A 15,450-nucleotide genomic window follows, 5' to 3' on the forward strand; every position below is an offset into this window, starting at 1 on the left:
GTACTCTCCCTGTTCAGATCACCACATTGCGCACAAACCGCGCCGCCACCGCCCCATCGTTGCGATAACAGTGCGGCTGATTGCTGGCGAACATGAAAAATTCACCCGCGCCGATATGCTGCGGCTGGTCGCCGAGCATAACGGTCAGGCAACCTTCGAAGACATAAATCTGCTCGCTCCAGCCATCGGCGTCCGGCTCCGACGGATACACCTCGCCCGGTTGCAGGCACCATTCCCACTGTTCGACTTCGCGGCTGGCCTGGGCTTTGGAGAGCAACACCGCTTTACTGCCGGGGATCGTGCCGGTCCAGGCCAGCTCATTGATACGGCTGGGATCGCGGGCGTCGGGCGCCTGGATCAAGTCACTGAAGGCGACGTCGAGGGCTTCGGCCACGCGGTCGAGGGTGGTCAGGCTGACGTTCTTTTCCCCGGCCTCGATCGCCACCAGCATTCGGCGGCTGACACCGGACTTTTCGGCTAGCGCGGTCTGGCTCAGGTCGGCGGCATGGCGCAAGCGACGGACGTTTTGACTGACGTGCTGGAGGACCGAAGCCCGTTGGGTAGAATCTTTGTGCACTATATTGCTCACTGAGTGGGGTTGGGCAGTATACTGCGCAACATTCGGCGCATTGTGCGTCCCCCTCCAGTAGCGTGCAAGGTCATGACGTCGGTGAACTCCCCAAAGGCTTCCTCCCGTTTTACAAGGTTCAGCAAGGCCGAATGCGTGCTGGTACTGATCACGATGGTCTGGGGCGGTACCTTCCTGCTGGTACAGCATGCGATGACCGTCAGCGGCCCGATGTTTTTCGTCGGCCTGCGCTTTGCCGCCGCCGCGAGCATCGTCGCCCTGTTTTCCTGGCGTCACCTGCGCGACCTGACCCTGTTCGAACTCAAGGCCGGGGCGTTTATCGGCGTGGCCATCATGCTCGGCTACGGTTTGCAGACGGTCGGGTTGCAGAGCATTCCCAGCAGCCAATCGGCATTCATTACCGCGCTGTACGTCCCGTTTGTGCCGTTGTTGCAATGGCTGGTGCTGGGGCGGCGTCCGGGGTTGATGCCCAGCATCGGCATCATGCTGGCCTTTACCGGGTTGATGCTGTTGTCCGGGCCGTCCGGTGCCTCGTTCAACTTCAGCCCCGGTGAAATCGCCACCTTGATCAGCGCCGTGGCCATTGCGGCCGAGATCATCCTGATCAGCACCTATGCCGGCCAGGTCGATGTGCGCCGGGTGACGACGGTGCAACTGGCAGTCACTTCGGTGCTGTCGTTCCTGATGGTGGTGCCGACCAACGAGGCGATTCCGGACTTTTCCTGGTTGCTGCTGTGCAGCGCGCTGGGCCTGGGGGCGGCGAGTGCGGCGATTCAGGTGGCGATGAACTGGGCGCAGAAAAGCGTTTCACCGACCCGCGCCACGCTGATCTATGCCGGCGAACCGGTATGGGCCGGGATTGTCGGGCGCATTGCCGGGGAACGCTTGCCGGCGATTGCCCTGGTCGGGGCCGGGTTGATTGTAGCGGCGGTGATCGTCAGTGAGTTGAAGACCAAGGGTAAGGGTGCGGTGGTTGAGGAAGAGCTGGAGCAGGAAACTCAGTGATAAACCGCAAACTCTGCATTTCCAGATAGGCCGCCATCGCGAGCAAGCTCGCTCCCACAGTGTTATGTATTGCGCACAAAACTGTATGTACACCTCAAAACCTGTGGGAGCGAGCTTGCTCGCGATGGCGTCAGTACAGGCGAAAACCCTCTACCAGAAACAATGTGAATCAGGGCTTTTCCGTCTACCGTGTAGGATTCTGCGACAGCTTGGCGTTTGGTGATCCGGGAGCTGGCACGTATGATGCTTCACAAACTTCCGCAGATTAGAAGCCTATGTCCCTGATAGTTCTACTGCTTCTGCCTTTCATAGGCAGCTGTTTGGCGGCCGTGTTGCCGCACAATGCCCGTAACGCCGAATCCCTGCTGGCTGGCCTGATCGCCCTGATTGGCACCCTTCAGGTCGCCTTCCTGTACCCGCAGATCGCCGATGGCGGCGTCATTCGCGAAGAGTTTTCATGGCTGCCCAGCCTGGGCCTGAACTTCGTCCTGCGCATGGACGGTTTCGCCTGGCTGTTCTCCATGCTGGTGTTGGGCATCGGCACCCTGGTTTCGCTGTACGCCCGCTACTACATGTCGCCGAACGATCCAGTGCCGCGATTCTTCGCGTTTTTCCTGGCCTTCATGGGCGCCATGCTCGGGCTGGTGATTTCCGGCAACCTGATCCAGATCGTGTTTTTCTGGGAACTGACCAGCCTCTTCTCGTTCCTGTTGATCGGCTACTGGCACCATCGCGCCGATGCCCGGCGCGGTGCCTACATGGCGCTGATGGTGACCGGTGCGGGCGGTTTGTGCCTGCTGGCGGGGGTCATGCTGCTCGGCCATGTGGTCGGCAGCTATGACCTGGACAAGGTCCTGGCCGCCGGCGACCTGATTCGCGCCCATGCCCTCTACCCGATCCTGTTGCCCCTGATCCTGATCGGCGCCCTGAGCAAAAGTGCGCAATTTCCCTTTCACTTCTGGCTACCCCACGCCATGGCCGCGCCGACGCCCGTGTCGGCGTATTTGCACTCGGCGACCATGGTCAAGGCCGGGGTCTTCCTGCTTGCGCGGCTATGGCCTTCGCTGTCGGGCAGTGAAGAATGGTTCTACATCGTCAGCGGCGCCGGCGCCTGCACCCTGTTGCTCGGGGCGTACTGCGCGATGTTCCAGAACGACCTCAAGGGATTGCTGGCCTACTCGACCATCAGCCACCTCGGCCTGATCACTCTGTTGCTCGGTTTGAACAGCCCGCTGGCCGCCGTCGCCGCGGTATTCCACATCCTCAACCACGCGACGTTCAAGGCCTCGTTGTTCATGGCCGCCGGCATCATCGACCACGAAAGCGGCACCCGCGATATCCGTAAACTCAGCGGCCTGTACAAGCTGATGCCGTTCACCGCCACCCTGGCCATGGTCGCCAGCGCCTCGATGGCCGGCGTGCCGTTGCTCAACGGTTTTCTCTCCAAAGAGATGTTCTTCGCCGAAACCGTGTTCATCAATGCCACGCGCTGGGTCGAACTGAGCCTGCCGATCGTGGCAACGATTGCCGGTACCTTCAGCGTGGCTTACTCCCTGCGTTTCACCGTGGATGTGTTCTTCGGCCCGCCCGCGACCGACTTGCCCCACACGCCCCACGAGCCACCGCGCTGGATGCGCGCGCCGGTGGAATTGCTGGTGTTCACTTGCCTGCTGGTGGGGATCTTCCCGGCCCAGATAGTCGGCCCGCTGCTCGCTGCCGCGGCGCAACCGGTGGTCGGCGGCACGCTGCCCGAATACAGCCTGGCCATCTGGCACGGCCTGAACGCGCCGATGATCATGAGCCTGATCGCCTTGTCCTGCGGCTCCGTGCTTTACCTGCTGCTGCGCAATCAGTTCAAGCGCGGGCGCTTCGACCGTCCGCCCGTCATCGGGCGCCTGGACGGCAAGCACTTGTTCGAATACGCGCTGATCGCCATCATGCGCCTGGCCCGCCGCCTGGAACCGCGGATTGGCACCAAACGCCTGCAAATGCAGTTGTTCCTGGTGGTGCTCGCCGCCGTGCTGGCGGGGTTGATCCCCATGTTGCACAGCAGCCTTCACTGGGGTGACCGGCCGAAAATCCCCGGATCGATCGTGTTCGTCACCCTGTGGTTGCTGGCCATCGCCTGCGCCCTTGGCGCGGCCTATCAGGCCAAGTATCACCGGCTCGCGGCCCTGACCATGGTCAGCGTCTGCGGCCTGATGACCTGCGTCACCTTCGTCTGGTTTTCCGCGCCGGACCTGGCCCTGACGCAACTGGCGGTTGAAGTGGTGACCACGGTGCTGATCCTGCTGGGCCTGCGCTGGCTGCCACGACGGATCGAGGAGGTCTCGCCGTTGCCGGGCAGCCTGCGTCGGGCGCGGGTACGGCGGATCCGCGACTTGCTGCTGTCGACCGCGGTCGGTGTCGGCATGGCGTTGCTGGCCTACGCCATGCTGACGCGCCAAACCCCCAACGACATTTCCTCGTTCTACCTCAGCCGCGCCTTGCCCGAAGGTGGTGGCAGCAACGTGGTCAACGTGATGCTGGTGGACTTCCGTGGTTTCGACACCCTTGGTGAAATCACCGTGCTGGTGGCCGTGGCCCTGACCGTGTTCGCTCTGCTGCGTCGTTTCCGCCCGCCGAAAGAAAGCCTGCAACTGCCGGCCCAGCAACGCTTGCTCGCGCCGGATGTGGTCACCGACCTGGTCAACCCGCGTCACGCCAGCGACACCGCGCTCGGTTTCATGATGGTGCCGGCGGTGCTGGTGCGCCTGCTGTTGCCGGTGGCGCTGGTGGTGTCGTTCTACCTGTTCATGCGCGGGCACAATCAACCGGGTGGCGGTTTTGTCGCCGGGCTGGTGATGTCGGTGGCGTTCATCCTGCAATACATGGTCGCCGGCACGCAGTGGGTCGAGGCGCAAATGAGCCTGCGGCCACTGCGCTGGATGGGCACCGGACTGATGATTGCCACGGCCACGGGCCTGGGCGCGATGGTCGTCGGCTATCCGTTCCTGACCACCCACACCTGGCATTTCTCATTGCCGCTGCTGGGTGACATTCACCTGGCCAGCGCGCTGTTCTTCGACATCGGCGTGTACGGCGTGGTGGTCGGCTCGACCCTGTTGATCCTCACCGCCCTCGCCCACCAATCGGTGCGCGGCCACAAAACCGCCGCCCAGCCCAGATCCGTTGCCGCCAAAGGAGCCGTCTGATGGAAGAAGTCATCGCAATCGCCATCGGCGTACTGGCCGCGTCCGGCGTCTGGCTGATCCTGCGCCCTCGGACATTCCAGGTGGTCATGGGCCTGTGCCTGCTGTCCTACGGCGTCAATCTGTTCATCTTCAGCATGGGCAGCCTGTTCATCGGCAAGGAGCCGATCATCAAGGACGGCGTGCCGCAGGACCTGTTGCACTACACCGACCCGTTGCCACAAGCCTTGGTGCTGACCGCGATCGTCATCAGCTTCGCCATGACCGCGCTGTTCCTGGTGGTGCTGCTGGCTTCCCGGGGCCTGACCGGCACCGACCATGTGGATGGCCGGGAGCCCAAAGAATGATGGCGATGACTCACCTGATCGTCGCGCCCATCCTGCTGCCGCTGCTGACCGCCGCGATCATGTTGATGCTCGGCGAGAAGCACCGGCCGCTCAAGGCGAAGATCAATCTGTTCTCCAGCCTGCTCGGGCTGGGCATTGCCGTGGCATTGTTGCAATGGACACAAGCCACCGGCGTACCCGGCTCCATCGGTGTGTACCTGCCGGGCAACTGGCAAGTGCCGTTCGGCCTGGTGCTGGTGGTCGATCGGCTGTCGGCGCTGATGCTGGTGCTGACCGGCATCATCGGCGTCAGTGCACTGCTGTTTGCCATGGCACGCTGGGACGGCGCCGGATCGAGTTTTCACGCGCTGTTCCAGATCCAGATGATGGGCCTTTACGGCGCGTTCCTCACCGCTGACCTGTTCAACCTGTTCGTGTTCTTCGAGGTGCTGCTGGCCGCGTCCTACGGGTTGATGCTCCACGGCTCGGGCCGGGCGCGGGTGTCGTCGGGGCTGCATTACATCTCGATCAACCTGTTGGCCTCGTCGCTGTTCCTGATTGGCGCGGCGCTGATCTATGGGGTCACCGGCACGCTGAACATGGCCGACCTGGCGGTTAAAATCCCGCTGGTGTCCGAAGCCGATCGCGGCTTGCTACACGCCGGTGCGGGGATCCTGGCCGTCGCGTTCCTGGCCAAGGCCGGCATGTGGCCGCTGAACTTCTGGCTGGTGCCGGCCTATTCCTCGGCCAGCGCACCAGTGGCGGCGATGTTCGCGATCATGACCAAGGTCGGCGTGTACACCTTGCTGCGCCTGTGGACGCTGCTGTTCTCCGCCCAGGCCGGGGCATCGGCGTTCTTTGGCGGCGACTGGCTGATCTATGGCGGTATGGCGACCATCGTCTGCGCCGCCATGGCGATCCTCGCCGCGCAACGCCTGGAGCGCATGGCCAGCCTGAGCATTCTGGTGTCGGCGGGCATTCTGTTGTCGACCATCGGTTTCGCCCAGCCGAACCTGGTCGGCGCGGCGCTTTTCTATTTGTTCAGCTCGACCCTGGCGCTGAGCGCACTGTTCCTGCTGGCCGAACTGATCGAGCGCTCGCGCTCGGCCAACGAAATCCTGCTCGAAGATGAAACCGAATTGCTGCCGCGACCACTGGAATCCCTGCATCCGCCCAAAGGCACCAATCTCGACGACGACCAGAAAGCCGTGGTCGGCCAGGTGATTCCCTGGACCATGGCGTTTCTTGGCCTGAGTTTCATCGCCTGCGCCTTGCTGATCATCGGCATGCCGCCGCTCTCCGGGTTTATCGGCAAACTCGGGCTGATCGATGCCCTGCTCAACCCCTTGGGTCTGGGCAACAGCGGCGACACAGCGGTTTCCAACGCCGCGTGGTGCCTGTTGGTGTTGTTGATTGTGTCAGGGCTGGCGTCGCTGATCGCGTTCTCGCGCTTGGGAGTCCAGCGCTTCTGGACGCCAGCGGAACGACCATCTCCCCTGCTGCGACGCCTGGAATGCGTGCCGATCTTCGCCCTGCTGGGCTTGAGCATTGCGCTGACCTTCAAGGCCGATCCGCTGCTGCGCTACACCCAGGCCGCTGCCGATGCCTTGTACAACCCGCAGCAATACGTAATGGCGGTGCTCGACACACGCGTCGTACCGAACCCGTCGGCCGTAGCGGCCCCGCAGGAGGTGCAGCCATGAAGCGCCTGTTTCCGGCACCCTTGCTGTCGCTGGCCCTGTGGTTGCTGTGGTTGCTGCTGAACCTGTCGATCAGCCCCGGCAACCTGCTGCTGGGCGCCGCGCTGGGGTTCTGTGCGCCACTGATGATGCGCAGGCTGCGTCCGCTGCCAGTGCGCATCCGTCGCCCTTGGGTGATCCTGCGCCTGGTCCTGCTGGTCGGGCGCGATGTGCTGGTGTCCAACCTCGCCGTGGCCTGGAGCGTGCTCAATGCCGGTCGCCGCCCGCCCCGCTCGCAATTCATCAAGGTGCCGCTGGACCTGCGTGACGCCAACGGCCTGGCCGCGCTGTCGATGATCACCACGGTGGTGCCCGGTACGGTCTGGTCGGAGCTGGCGCTGGATCGCAGCATCCTGCTGTTGCACGTCTTCGACCTGGACGACGAGGCGCTGTTCATCCAGCACTTCAAGGCGACCTACGAACGTCCGTTGATGGAGATCTTCGAATGAGCCCGTTGCTGTCGAACGCGATCCTGCTGAGCCTGTTTTTCTTTTCCCTGGCGATGATCCTGACCCTGCTGCGTCTGTTCAAGGGGCCGTCGGCCCAGGACCGGGTTCTGGCGCTGGACTATCTGTACATCGTCGCGATGCTGATGATGTTGGCGCTGGGCATTCGCTATGCCAGTGACACCTACTTCGAGGCGGCGCTGCTGATCGCCCTGTTCGGTTTCGTCGGCTCGTTCGCCCTGGCGAAATTCCTGCTGCGTGGCGAGGTGATCGAATGAATACGCCATTGTCGTTGTGGGTGGAGATCCCGGTGGCGATCCTGCTGGTGCTCGGCAGCCTGTTTGCATTGATCGGCGCCACGGGCCTGCTGCGCATGAAGGACTACTTCCAGCGCATGCACCCACCGGCCCTGGCCTCGACGCTCGGGACCTGGTGCGTGGCGCTGGCTTCGATCATCTATTTTTCGGCGCTCAAGTCCGCGCCGGTATTGCACGCCTGGCTGATTCCGATCCTGCTGGCGATTACCGTGCCGGTGACGACCCTGCTGCTGGCCCGGGCGGCGCTGTTTCGCAAACGCATGGCCGGGGATGATGTGCCGGCTGAAGTGAGCAGCCGGCGGAGTGAGAGCGGTAGTTAAACCAAAGTTTTGTATTGACTGGACTGGCCTCTTCGCGAGCAAGCTCGCTCCCACAGGGTCAGTGTCGTATACAAGTTCCGAATTAAACACTTAACCCTGTGGGAGCGGGCTTGCCCGCGAAGAGGCCAGTATTGTCACTACAGAAACGTCGCTTAATCAGACCCAGGCCACCGCCAACAACCCCGCCCCCAGCACCACACACAACGGCGAGTAAACCCAGGTGTCGAGCCGGGCAAATTTAGAGCCTTTGACCTCTTTGAAAAAACCCACCAACTCCGAATCGCCAATGGCCCGGGCAAACAGCAAAATCGCGATCGCGCTGATCACCCACTGCAACGACCAGTGATGCAAGGGTGGCAGGCACCAACCCACCCGCAAGCACACCAGCACCGCAATCAACAGCAACACTCCGGCCACCACCAGCGTGATCCAGCCTCGTGGCTTGAACGCCGGTCGCAGTTGCGCGCTGCCCTCCTGCGGTACTTGCGGGACCACCGCCACCGCCGCCCACTCACCACCCAACGCCCAATACACATGCACCAGACTGATCACTGCGAAGATCGTCACCAGCCATTGAGCCAACAACAGGGTCATGGTTCAGAGATCCTTGAAAGGGATATGAACCGAACATTGTAGGAGCTACCGCAGGCTGCGATGTTTTGATTTTGCTTTTTTATGACAAAGATCAAAAGATCCCGACCTGCGGCAGCGCCTACAGGGCAGCGGAGACTTTATCCGCCACGTCCTTGGGCAACCACGCCCGCCAGACGTCCGGATGAGCCTTCATGAACGCCTGCGCTGCCTGACGCGGTGGCGTATGTTTCTCGCTCATTTCGGCCAGTGCTTTGTTCAGGGGACCGATCGGAAAGTCGACTTTGGCGAAGAACTCGGCAATCTGCGGATATTGCTTCTGGAAGGGAGTGGACACACCGATCGACAACTTGGAGGCCAGGGAACGGGTCGGCTGTGGATTGGGGTTGTCGGCGTCGGTCAAGGTCTTCCAGGCTTCGGCGTCGAACGGCGGCTCTTCGAGTTGGATCAACTTGAAGCGGCCGAGCAACGGCGTGGGTGACCAGTAGTAAAACAGCACCGGCTTGCCACGATGAATTGACGAACTGATCTCTGCGTCCAGTGCCGCGCCCGAACCGCTGCGGAAGTTCACGTAGCTGTCGTCCAGCCCATACGCCTTGAGCTTCTGCTTGTTGACCACTTCCGAGGTCCAGCCAATGGGGCTGTTGAGGAAACGTCCCTTGGTCGGGGCTTCCGGGTCCTTGAACACGTCTTTGTAACGCGGCAGGTCGCTGACGCTGCGCAGGTCCGGCGCCAGCGCCTTGATGCCCTTGGCCGGGTCGCCCTTGATCACATATTCCGGCACCCACCAGCCTTCGGTAGCGCCCTTGACCGTGTCGCCGAGGCTGACGACCTTGCCTTCGGCTTCCGCCTTGACCCACACCGGGCTGCGACCGGCCCACTCTTCGCCAATGACCTGGATGTCATTGTTGGCCAGCGCGGTTTCCAGGGTGATGGTGGTGCCCGGCAAGGTGTCGGTCGGCAGCCCGTAGCCCTTCTCGACAATGATGCGCAAGACGTCGGTGATCAGGCTGCCGCTTTCCCAGTTCAGGTCGGCGAAGTGGATCGGCGTCTGGGCGGCAAACACCGGGGCGGGTGTCGCCAGCAAAGCGAAAGTGGCCAGGACCGCAGCCAGCAACCGTCGAAATCCGTTCATGCTTTTGCACCTCGTGCTGTTCACAGCAATAGCAGGATGGCCTGGCAGTAGACCGCGAAGCCTCTGAATACTCAGTCCACTGACTGTAGTAGAGGTTCCTGCTTTCGAGGTGCGTGGGTCAGTTTTCGCAGGTTTCCTGCAAACGCATCAGCTCTCGTCTGACCATGCTGGCGTATTCCGCCGGTTGCAGTTGGTAAAGCTGTGACGCCACCCAATTCAGCCAGGCTCCCTGCAGAATGGTCTTCTGCCCGAACAACCGCAGCGCTTCGTCTTGAGCGCTGGCCAGGTTCTGTTCGTGGAAGTCGGCGCGGGTCAGGGTCATCACTCGCTGGCCTTGAAGGTCACCAGTTCGCCCTTGCGCCACTTGGCCGCCTTGGCGGTCACGGCTTTGAGGGTTTTGGTCAGGCCTTCCTGCAACTGTTGATGGGCGGCGAACACCATCACCACGCTATGACCTTCCTTGAACACGATCCCCTGACCGTCAGCCGTGGTCACGAAGGCGTAATCGCCAATGCCGTAAACCGTCAGCTTGATGTCGCGGAACTTGATGTCCAGCTTGCCGCCTTCGCGGCTGGGCAGCACGGACGCGCTGAAATGATCGCCGACCTTGAGTTTGAGTCCGGGTTTGTCGTCCACCACCAAGGCTGATTCGGTGTCGATTTCGGCAATGTAAATGCCTTCAGCGTTCTGTTCAGTGAGGTAAACGAAACGTGACTGAAACTGCTTGACCAGCTTTGCGCGCAAATCACCCAGCACGAACAAAGCATGCATATCGAGATTACTTACTGCCAAGGAAACATCCCCACATCTGAAAAATGGTGCCGTGCGCGAAAAATAAACGCACAGCCAAAAAAGCGGCAATGCCGAAGGTGTCGCCAAAGAACCCGGATTGAAGTCCTGAATGAGCAGTGCACTCATTCATCACGAAGCTTGAGAAGACTACTGGAGCGTCACTCGCGTCGTCCTGCCTGGCGTTCGTCACAGGCTGAAGGAAAACGCCCTCCCTGCTGCCAGAAAATCATGGACTATCAACTTCGGGGAAAAATCTCATCAAGAAAAAATCTTTTCCTACATATCGTCCGCAAAAAATTGCTTTAGATAAACATCATTCACCCACCAGTGGGGGTGATTCTAGAGCAGCGATGCTCTTGGAGACTAGCCAAAACGACGTACATACGTCGGTAAACAATGAAAAGGACTTCATATGTGCACGCTGACTCACTTTGCTTATCCCGTGGTGCCTGACTCGGAAACAACGCCGATCCCGCACCCGATACGGTTTCGCCACCATGAACCGCTTCCCGATGTCCCGGCCCGCCCGCGATTTCAGGTGGTGATGGCGGGCATTGCCTTCTTTCATATCAAGGATATTTCGACAGGCTGCGTAAGAGGTTTCCGAGCTGATCATAACGAAGCCTGTGCCCTCGCCCGGTTTCTGGAATCACATTGTTGACATGCCCGTCGTGCTCATTTCCATCGACATTTCGTCTGCCCGCCGACTTATCTCAGCCGTCGACGGGCAACTACTGCCATACTGCCCGCCAAATAAAACGGACCCGCAGAAAATCGGGTTGCGTTGACAACAACAATGTATTTCCAGGGGAAGTCGGCAACGTGACGGAATTTGATATCGGCGAGTTTTTTATCCGGGGTGAAGCCAGAGAAGTCGAGGGTGAATTCCAGGCCGTGATTGTCATGCGGGCCAAACCACCGCTGAAGACCGTGACGTATCACCAGGTCGAAAAGGATCGCTGGTTCAAAACCCCGGATGTCGCCGCCATTGCGGCCCAGGAATCGGCCCGGGAACTGAAGGCCGCAGTCGATGCGGGGGCATTGAAAGCCTGATGGTCGGGTTGGCGGTCTATGCTCATGGTTGCACTTGAACATCGCGATCGAACTCCGCCCGTGCGGTGCCCTCGAAATCAGGACACCGCGCTTCGCTTCTCGAACCGACTGATGACCTGCAAGGAGATGAAGATGGAATCACCGACCCATGACTTGAAAGGCCTGTTCGACCAGCTCGGCCTGGACTCCAGCCAGAAAGCGATCGACGACTTCATTGCCGGCCATTCCCTGCCTGACGACAAGAAACTCATCGACGCCAAGTTCTGGTCACCGCAACAGGCCGGCTTCCTCAAGGAACAACTGCGCGAAGACGCCGACTGGGCGCGGGTGGTCGACGACCTGAACCTGCGCATGCACCAGACCCACTGACAACCTCAATGCAGGCTGCCAGGACTTTCGGCGCTCAATTGCGCCACCCAGACAGCCTTGCACTCCTCCGCTTCATCGCGACTGGAGAACGCCGTACCCCGGCGCTCGCCATTGAGCAACACCACCCAGCAGACCCTGCGCCCCATGGATCGCAAATTGGCGGGTACACCGCTGCCGATCATGACCGCGACATCAACTTTGCCTTGCATGCTGACCTCTCGAAATTCATTAGCAACCTAATTAGTAGGTATGCTAATCAGTTTTCCGACGAGGAAACAGCAAAACCCTGCACAGGTTCATTGCAGGATTCGTAACAATCGTCCTGCAGCCCGGGCTTTCTAGCGCGGCTTTTCCGGTTTGTAGCCCAGGCGCAAACCGCCCCAATGCCGACCCTTGAGCATGATCGGCACCGAAAGATCGTGCATCAACTCGCCGGTGTCGCGTGTATAGGTTTGCAGCAGCACGGCCTTCTGATGGCTGCCACAGCGGATCCCGGTGCGGTCAGCGAACTTGCGCTTGGTTCGGTTCTGCAATGCATCGATCTGCGCGTCCCCCGTCAGCGGCTGGCTGAACGCCTTGTTATGGGTCGGCACATAACCCTGCTGGGTGCAGGCGATGGCGAACACCAATCCTTCGTGGCGCGGTAACAACGGCTCTTGAATCGTTGGCAACACCTGATCGGTGTAGCGGTCGAAACGCGTCTGGTACTTGGTCGGGCTGGTATTGGGGATGGCCTGGTAATTGCGGTCGAACAGATCCTCGAGACTGATTCGACCGGCATCGATATCCGCCTCAAACCGCGCGGCAATCTGCCTCGCGGCTTCCCGGGCCAGGTCATAAATCCGCTGGTGATAGTCATCCAGCCCCACCTCGGCAAGACGCTCGCTGATGGTTTCGGCCTGCCCTTCCATTTGCACCGCCGCCTGGGCCAGGCGCTGAGTCTGCTGGTCGCTGACCGCCAGATCGCTGCGCATCTGTTCGATGGAGTGAAACAGGCTGTCGAGTTGTTCGCGGTTGGTGTCTGCCCCTTGGGCGATTGCTCCGACCTGGGACTCGACGCTGGCCGCCAGTCGGGCAATGTTTTCCAGGTGCTGCCCCGTGCGCTCTACCTGCTCGACGCCGGAGTCAAGGTCGCTGGACAGTTGCCGGATCTGCTCCACTACCTGCGCCGTGCGTTGCTGGATGTCGGCCACCATTTCGCCCACTTCGTCCGTGGCGGTCGCCGTGCGTGCAGCAAGCCCGCGAACTTCGTCGGCCACCACGGCAAAGCCGCGACCGTGCTCCCCCGCCCGCGCCGCTTCTATCGCTGCGTTCAACGCCAGCAGGTTGGTCTGGCTGGCGATGGACTGAATCACCAGGGTCACTCGCTGGATATCATCGCTGCGCAGGCTCAAGGCTTCGATCAGTTCACGGCTGTTGCTGGCGCGCTGGCTGAGCTGATGCATGCGCGCAATGGACTCGATCAATTCCGTACGCCCGACCACTCCGCTTTGATGAGCCTCGCTGGCGGCACAGAGCGCCTGGCGACTGAGCGTCGAGGTGGCCTGTTCGGTGGTGATCATGACTTCGGCATTGCTGACGATCTGTGCTGCCGCCGTGAGCTGCGATTGCAGTTTGTCCGCCAGTTGCCGAACCGAAAACGCCACACCGGCGGCCGACAGTGCGTTATGGCTGGTGGTGCAGGAAAGATCGCGAGTCAACTCGCCGATGGCATCGGGGTTGGCGGGGGCAGCAGCCTCCAGGGTCGAGCGCGAACGCAGGCGAGGCAGCCAGATAATCAATACGGCCAGGGGCAGGCCAAGGTAGAGCGACCAGTCGCCCAGTGTCATGCCACTTAACAACAGCATCAGGGCGATGCTTTGCAGCGTTGGCGTCAGCCAGCGGTTGTTCGGCAACAGCACGGGTGCGGGCACTGCCGCAACCAGAGACCCGTCTCTCGTCATCATCGTCACCCCGGAAAGCTTCTAATTGTTGTCTTCGCATTAAACGCCACCATAAAGCCATTATCCATGAGCCTTTAGTCGCGAATGTTGCAGCAGATCAATAGAGGAACCGGGAAATCGAAGACGGCAGAAAACAAAGATCGCAGCCTGCGGCAGCGCCCTACTTCAATTGCGTAGGAACTGCCGCAGGCTGCGATCTTTTCAAGGCAGCCCGGATCAAAGGGGCTGCCCCGCAGAATCAGGCCTGACGCTGGTGCTTGTCGATTTGCTCGTGACGTTCCTGAGCTTCGATGCAGTACTTGGTGGTCGGGCTGATCAGCAGGCGCTTGAGGCCAATCGCTTCGCCGCTGTCGTCGCACCAGCCGAAGCTGTCTTCCTTGATGCGCTCAAGGGCTTGTTCCAACTGAGGCAGCATGCGCTGGTCGCGATCGATCGCGTTCACCAGCCAGGTGCGCTCTTCTTCGACCGAAGCCGCGTCTGCCGGATCGGCCGGGGTGTCCAGGCTTTCGATGGCGATGCGGTTCTGTTCGATGCGCTCATGGGTTTCGACTTTCATGTTCTGCAACAGCTCGGAGAAAAAAGCATGTTGCTCGGCATTCATGTAGTCATCCGCCGGCATGGCCAGCAACTTGTCCTTTGTCATTGATATCTCTATAAAAAAACGTGCATTAAGGCGAATAAGGGAGCGTTCCGGCAGACCTGGGCAGGCCATCGGAAAGGCGCCGTTTGTTCCAAGCGCCACCCGGCACTCAATTTACGAGGGGCGGCAGTCTACGGCCGACTTGAGGCCTCAGCAACTGAAAAGACTGCGAATTTGTCCGACAAAGCCCTGAAAATGGTCTAAGGCAGGCTTTGAGGCGGTAATCGGAGTGCGTTTATAGCAAGAAATTCAATCGAGCGGCTGTATATAGAAGACAAACGGCTGGCACCGGGCATTATTCACGGTCATTTGCAGGGCTGCGAACCTCAGCTAAGGTTGTCCCTCCCGAAATGGCCATATAAAGGAAAGGACCATGAAGCTGATCGGTATGCTGGACTCGCCCTATGTCAGGCGCGCCGCCATTTCTGCCAAATGCCTGGGAATCGCGCTGGAACACCGATCGGTCTCGGTGTTCCGCCACTTCGAACAATTCCGGCAGATCAACCCGGTGGTCAAGGCGCCCACCCTGGTGCTGGATGACGGTGAGGTGTTGATGGACTCGACACTGATCATCGACTACCTGGAAATCCTGGCCGATACCAGCCTGATGCCTGTCGAACCGAGTCAGCGCCTGCGCGCGTTGCGCCTGATTGGCCTGGCGCTGGCCGCCAGCGAAAAATCCGTGCAGCTTTACTACGAGCGCAACCTGCGGCCGGCGGAGATTCAATTCGAACCCTGGGTGCAGCGGGTCGAAGGACAGCTGACGGCAGCCTATTCGGCGCTGGAGCGGGAGCTGGAAAAGCAGCCGCTGAAGACTGACGGTTCGATTGCGCAGGACGGCATTACCCTCGCCGTAGCCTGGAGTTTTACCAATCTGGTAGTACCGGACCAGGTGAGTGCGGCGCAGTTTCCGCGGATCGCGGCATTCACGGCGTATGCCGAGGGGCTTGAGGTGTTTGTCAGTACGCCGATTGACTGACAGATTCGTTTTTCC

General features: G+C 60.7%; 19 protein-coding genes. 11 read left to right on the top strand and 8 right to left on the bottom strand.

Annotation, left to right across the window (positions count from 1 at the left end):
- Positions 1 to 13 precede the first annotated feature (13 nt).
- On the bottom strand, positions 14 to 577 hold the full coding sequence (locus tag AC3IT9_RS18405; RefSeq protein WP_150756601.1) for a helix-turn-helix domain-containing protein: 564 nt from the start codon (positions 575 to 577) through the stop codon (positions 14 to 16).
- An 84-nt stretch (positions 578 to 661) separates the two neighbouring features.
- Here AC3IT9_RS18405 and AC3IT9_RS18410 point away from each other — a divergent pair, with 84 nt between their 5' ends.
- From AC3IT9_RS18410 to AC3IT9_RS18440, 7 genes are all read left to right on the top strand, one after another.
- A complete protein-coding gene (locus tag AC3IT9_RS18410) occupies positions 662 to 1,594 on the top strand; it encodes a DMT family transporter (RefSeq protein WP_489270634.1) in 933 nt (310 codons plus the stop codon).
- 275 nt (positions 1,595 to 1,869) lie between these two features.
- The gene (locus AC3IT9_RS18415; protein ID WP_489270635.1) at positions 1,870 to 4,788 is read left to right on the top strand and encodes a monovalent cation/H+ antiporter subunit A; all 2,919 of its coding nucleotides are present in this window, start codon (positions 1,870 to 1,872) and stop codon (positions 4,786 to 4,788) included.
- Entirely contained in the window at positions 4,788 to 5,132 is a 345-nt protein-coding gene (locus AC3IT9_RS18420) for a Na+/H+ antiporter subunit C (RefSeq protein WP_007986256.1), read from the top strand. Before AC3IT9_RS18415 ends, AC3IT9_RS18420 begins: the two co-directional genes overlap by 1 nt.
- The gene (locus AC3IT9_RS18425) at positions 5,129 to 6,814 is read left to right on the top strand and encodes a monovalent cation/H+ antiporter subunit D (RefSeq protein ID WP_489270636.1); all 1,686 of its coding nucleotides are present in this window, start codon (positions 5,129 to 5,131) and stop codon (positions 6,812 to 6,814) included. The genes AC3IT9_RS18420 and AC3IT9_RS18425 overlap by 4 nt, the downstream gene beginning before the upstream one ends.
- A complete protein-coding gene (locus AC3IT9_RS18430; protein ID WP_095945850.1) occupies positions 6,811 to 7,299 on the top strand; it encodes a Na+/H+ antiporter subunit E in 489 nt (162 codons plus the stop codon). Before AC3IT9_RS18425 ends, AC3IT9_RS18430 begins: the two co-directional genes overlap by 4 nt.
- Positions 7,296 to 7,574, top strand: coding sequence for a K+/H+ antiporter subunit F (locus AC3IT9_RS18435; protein ID WP_151215032.1), 279 nt, complete (start codon positions 7,296 to 7,298; stop codon positions 7,572 to 7,574). Before AC3IT9_RS18430 ends, AC3IT9_RS18435 begins: the two co-directional genes overlap by 4 nt.
- Positions 7,571 to 7,933, top strand: a complete 363-nt coding sequence (locus AC3IT9_RS18440) for a Na+/H+ antiporter subunit G (RefSeq protein WP_150756604.1) — start codon at positions 7,571 to 7,573, stop codon at positions 7,931 to 7,933. Before AC3IT9_RS18435 ends, AC3IT9_RS18440 begins: the two co-directional genes overlap by 4 nt.
- A gap of 156 nt (positions 7,934 to 8,089) precedes the next feature.
- Here AC3IT9_RS18440 and AC3IT9_RS18445 read toward each other — a convergent pair whose 3' ends face one another.
- From AC3IT9_RS18445 to AC3IT9_RS18460, 4 genes are all read right to left on the bottom strand, one after another.
- Positions 8,090 to 8,527, bottom strand: coding sequence for a DUF3995 domain-containing protein (locus AC3IT9_RS18445; RefSeq protein ID WP_489270639.1), 438 nt, complete (start codon positions 8,525 to 8,527; stop codon positions 8,090 to 8,092).
- A 118-nt stretch (positions 8,528 to 8,645) separates the two neighbouring features.
- On the bottom strand, positions 8,646 to 9,659 hold the full coding sequence (locus AC3IT9_RS18450; RefSeq protein WP_489270640.1) for an ABC transporter substrate-binding protein: 1,014 nt from the start codon (positions 9,657 to 9,659) through the stop codon (positions 8,646 to 8,648).
- A 118-nt stretch (positions 9,660 to 9,777) separates the two neighbouring features.
- On the bottom strand, positions 9,778 to 9,981 hold the full coding sequence (locus AC3IT9_RS18455; RefSeq protein ID WP_150726047.1) for a hypothetical protein: 204 nt from the start codon (positions 9,979 to 9,981) through the stop codon (positions 9,778 to 9,780).
- Complete coding sequence (locus AC3IT9_RS18460; protein ID WP_150726046.1) at positions 9,981 to 10,451, bottom strand: hypothetical protein; 471 nt, start codon at positions 10,449 to 10,451, stop codon at positions 9,981 to 9,983. Before AC3IT9_RS18460 ends, AC3IT9_RS18455 begins: the two co-directional genes overlap by 1 nt.
- 412 nt (positions 10,452 to 10,863) lie before the next feature.
- Here AC3IT9_RS18460 and AC3IT9_RS18465 point away from each other — a divergent pair, with 412 nt between their 5' ends.
- The 3 genes from AC3IT9_RS18465 to AC3IT9_RS18475 all read left to right on the top strand — a co-directional run bounded on the left by AC3IT9_RS18465 (position 10,864) and on the right by AC3IT9_RS18475 (position 11,873).
- Positions 10,864 to 11,112 (top strand): hypothetical protein, encoded by a 249-nt coding sequence (locus AC3IT9_RS18465; protein ID WP_489270641.1) that lies wholly within the window; start codon positions 10,864 to 10,866, stop codon positions 11,110 to 11,112.
- A 161-nt stretch (positions 11,113 to 11,273) separates the two neighbouring features.
- Positions 11,274 to 11,504 carry a hypothetical protein gene (locus AC3IT9_RS18470; protein WP_007973761.1) on the top strand — a complete coding sequence of 77 codons (231 nt, stop codon included), beginning with the start codon at positions 11,274 to 11,276 and terminating at the stop codon, positions 11,502 to 11,504.
- A gap of 132 nt (positions 11,505 to 11,636) precedes the next feature.
- Complete coding sequence (locus AC3IT9_RS18475; protein WP_489270642.1) at positions 11,637 to 11,873, top strand: DUF2789 domain-containing protein; 237 nt, start codon at positions 11,637 to 11,639, stop codon at positions 11,871 to 11,873.
- A 5-nt stretch (positions 11,874 to 11,878) separates the two neighbouring features.
- Here the strand turns inward: AC3IT9_RS18475 and AC3IT9_RS18480 are convergent, their stop codons facing one another.
- From AC3IT9_RS18480 to AC3IT9_RS18490, 3 genes are all read right to left on the bottom strand, one after another.
- Positions 11,879 to 12,082, bottom strand: coding sequence for a hypothetical protein (locus AC3IT9_RS18480; RefSeq protein WP_489270643.1), 204 nt, complete (start codon positions 12,080 to 12,082; stop codon positions 11,879 to 11,881).
- Positions 12,083 to 12,211: 129 nt separating this feature from the next.
- Positions 12,212 to 13,819 carry a methyl-accepting chemotaxis protein gene (locus AC3IT9_RS18485; protein WP_489270644.1) on the bottom strand — a complete coding sequence of 536 codons (1,608 nt, stop codon included), beginning with the start codon at positions 13,817 to 13,819 and terminating at the stop codon, positions 12,212 to 12,214.
- Positions 13,820 to 14,054: 235 nt separating this feature from the next.
- Positions 14,055 to 14,459: a TraR/DksA family transcriptional regulator gene (locus AC3IT9_RS18490; protein ID WP_007907888.1), complete on the bottom strand. Its 405-nt coding sequence runs from the start codon at positions 14,457 to 14,459 to the stop codon at positions 14,055 to 14,057.
- Positions 14,460 to 14,829: 370 nt separating this feature from the next.
- On the opposite strand from AC3IT9_RS18490, the gene AC3IT9_RS18495 reads away from it, so the two are divergent.
- The gene (locus AC3IT9_RS18495) at positions 14,830 to 15,435 is read left to right on the top strand and encodes a glutathione S-transferase (protein ID WP_489270645.1); all 606 of its coding nucleotides are present in this window, start codon (positions 14,830 to 14,832) and stop codon (positions 15,433 to 15,435) included.
- Positions 15,436 to 15,450 lie beyond the last annotated feature (15 nt).

Source organism: Pseudomonas sp. KH_046_1 (assembly GCF_057839025.1).

Bases quoted from the DNA above. Each gene is read 5' to 3' on its own strand.
- AC3IT9_RS18410 (WP_489270634.1), top strand. From the start codon at position 662: ATGACGTCGGTGAACTCCCCAAAGGCTTCCTCCCGTTTTACAAGGTTC.
- AC3IT9_RS18415 (WP_489270635.1), top strand. From the start codon at position 1,870: ATGTCCCTGATAGTTCTACTGCTTCTGCCTTTCATAGGCAGCTGTTTG.
- AC3IT9_RS18420 (WP_007986256.1), top strand. From the start codon at position 4,788: ATGGAAGAAGTCATCGCAATCGCCATCGGCGTACTGGCCGCGTCCGGC.
- AC3IT9_RS18425 (WP_489270636.1), top strand. From the start codon at position 5,129: ATGATGGCGATGACTCACCTGATCGTCGCGCCCATCCTGCTGCCGCTG.
- AC3IT9_RS18430 (WP_095945850.1), top strand. From the start codon at position 6,811: ATGAAGCGCCTGTTTCCGGCACCCTTGCTGTCGCTGGCCCTGTGGTTG.
- AC3IT9_RS18435 (WP_151215032.1), top strand. From the start codon at position 7,296: ATGAGCCCGTTGCTGTCGAACGCGATCCTGCTGAGCCTGTTTTTCTTT.
- AC3IT9_RS18440 (WP_150756604.1), top strand. From the start codon at position 7,571: ATGAATACGCCATTGTCGTTGTGGGTGGAGATCCCGGTGGCGATCCTG.
- AC3IT9_RS18445 (WP_489270639.1), bottom strand. From the start codon at position 8,527: ATGACCCTGTTGTTGGCTCAATGGCTGGTGACGATCTTCGCAGTGATC.
- AC3IT9_RS18450 (WP_489270640.1), bottom strand. From the start codon at position 9,659: ATGAACGGATTTCGACGGTTGCTGGCTGCGGTCCTGGCCACTTTCGCT.
- AC3IT9_RS18455 (WP_150726047.1), bottom strand. From the start codon at position 9,981: ATGACCCTGACCCGCGCCGACTTCCACGAACAGAACCTGGCCAGCGCT.
- AC3IT9_RS18465 (WP_489270641.1), top strand. From the start codon at position 10,864: ATGTGCACGCTGACTCACTTTGCTTATCCCGTGGTGCCTGACTCGGAA.
- AC3IT9_RS18475 (WP_489270642.1), top strand. From the start codon at position 11,637: ATGGAATCACCGACCCATGACTTGAAAGGCCTGTTCGACCAGCTCGGC.
- AC3IT9_RS18480 (WP_489270643.1), bottom strand. From the start codon at position 12,082: ATGCAAGGCAAAGTTGATGTCGCGGTCATGATCGGCAGCGGTGTACCC.
- AC3IT9_RS18485 (WP_489270644.1), bottom strand. From the start codon at position 13,819: ATGATGACGAGAGACGGGTCTCTGGTTGCGGCAGTGCCCGCACCCGTG.
- AC3IT9_RS18490 (WP_007907888.1), bottom strand. From the start codon at position 14,459: ATGACAAAGGACAAGTTGCTGGCCATGCCGGCGGATGACTACATGAAT.
- AC3IT9_RS18495 (WP_489270645.1), top strand. From the start codon at position 14,830: ATGAAGCTGATCGGTATGCTGGACTCGCCCTATGTCAGGCGCGCCGCC.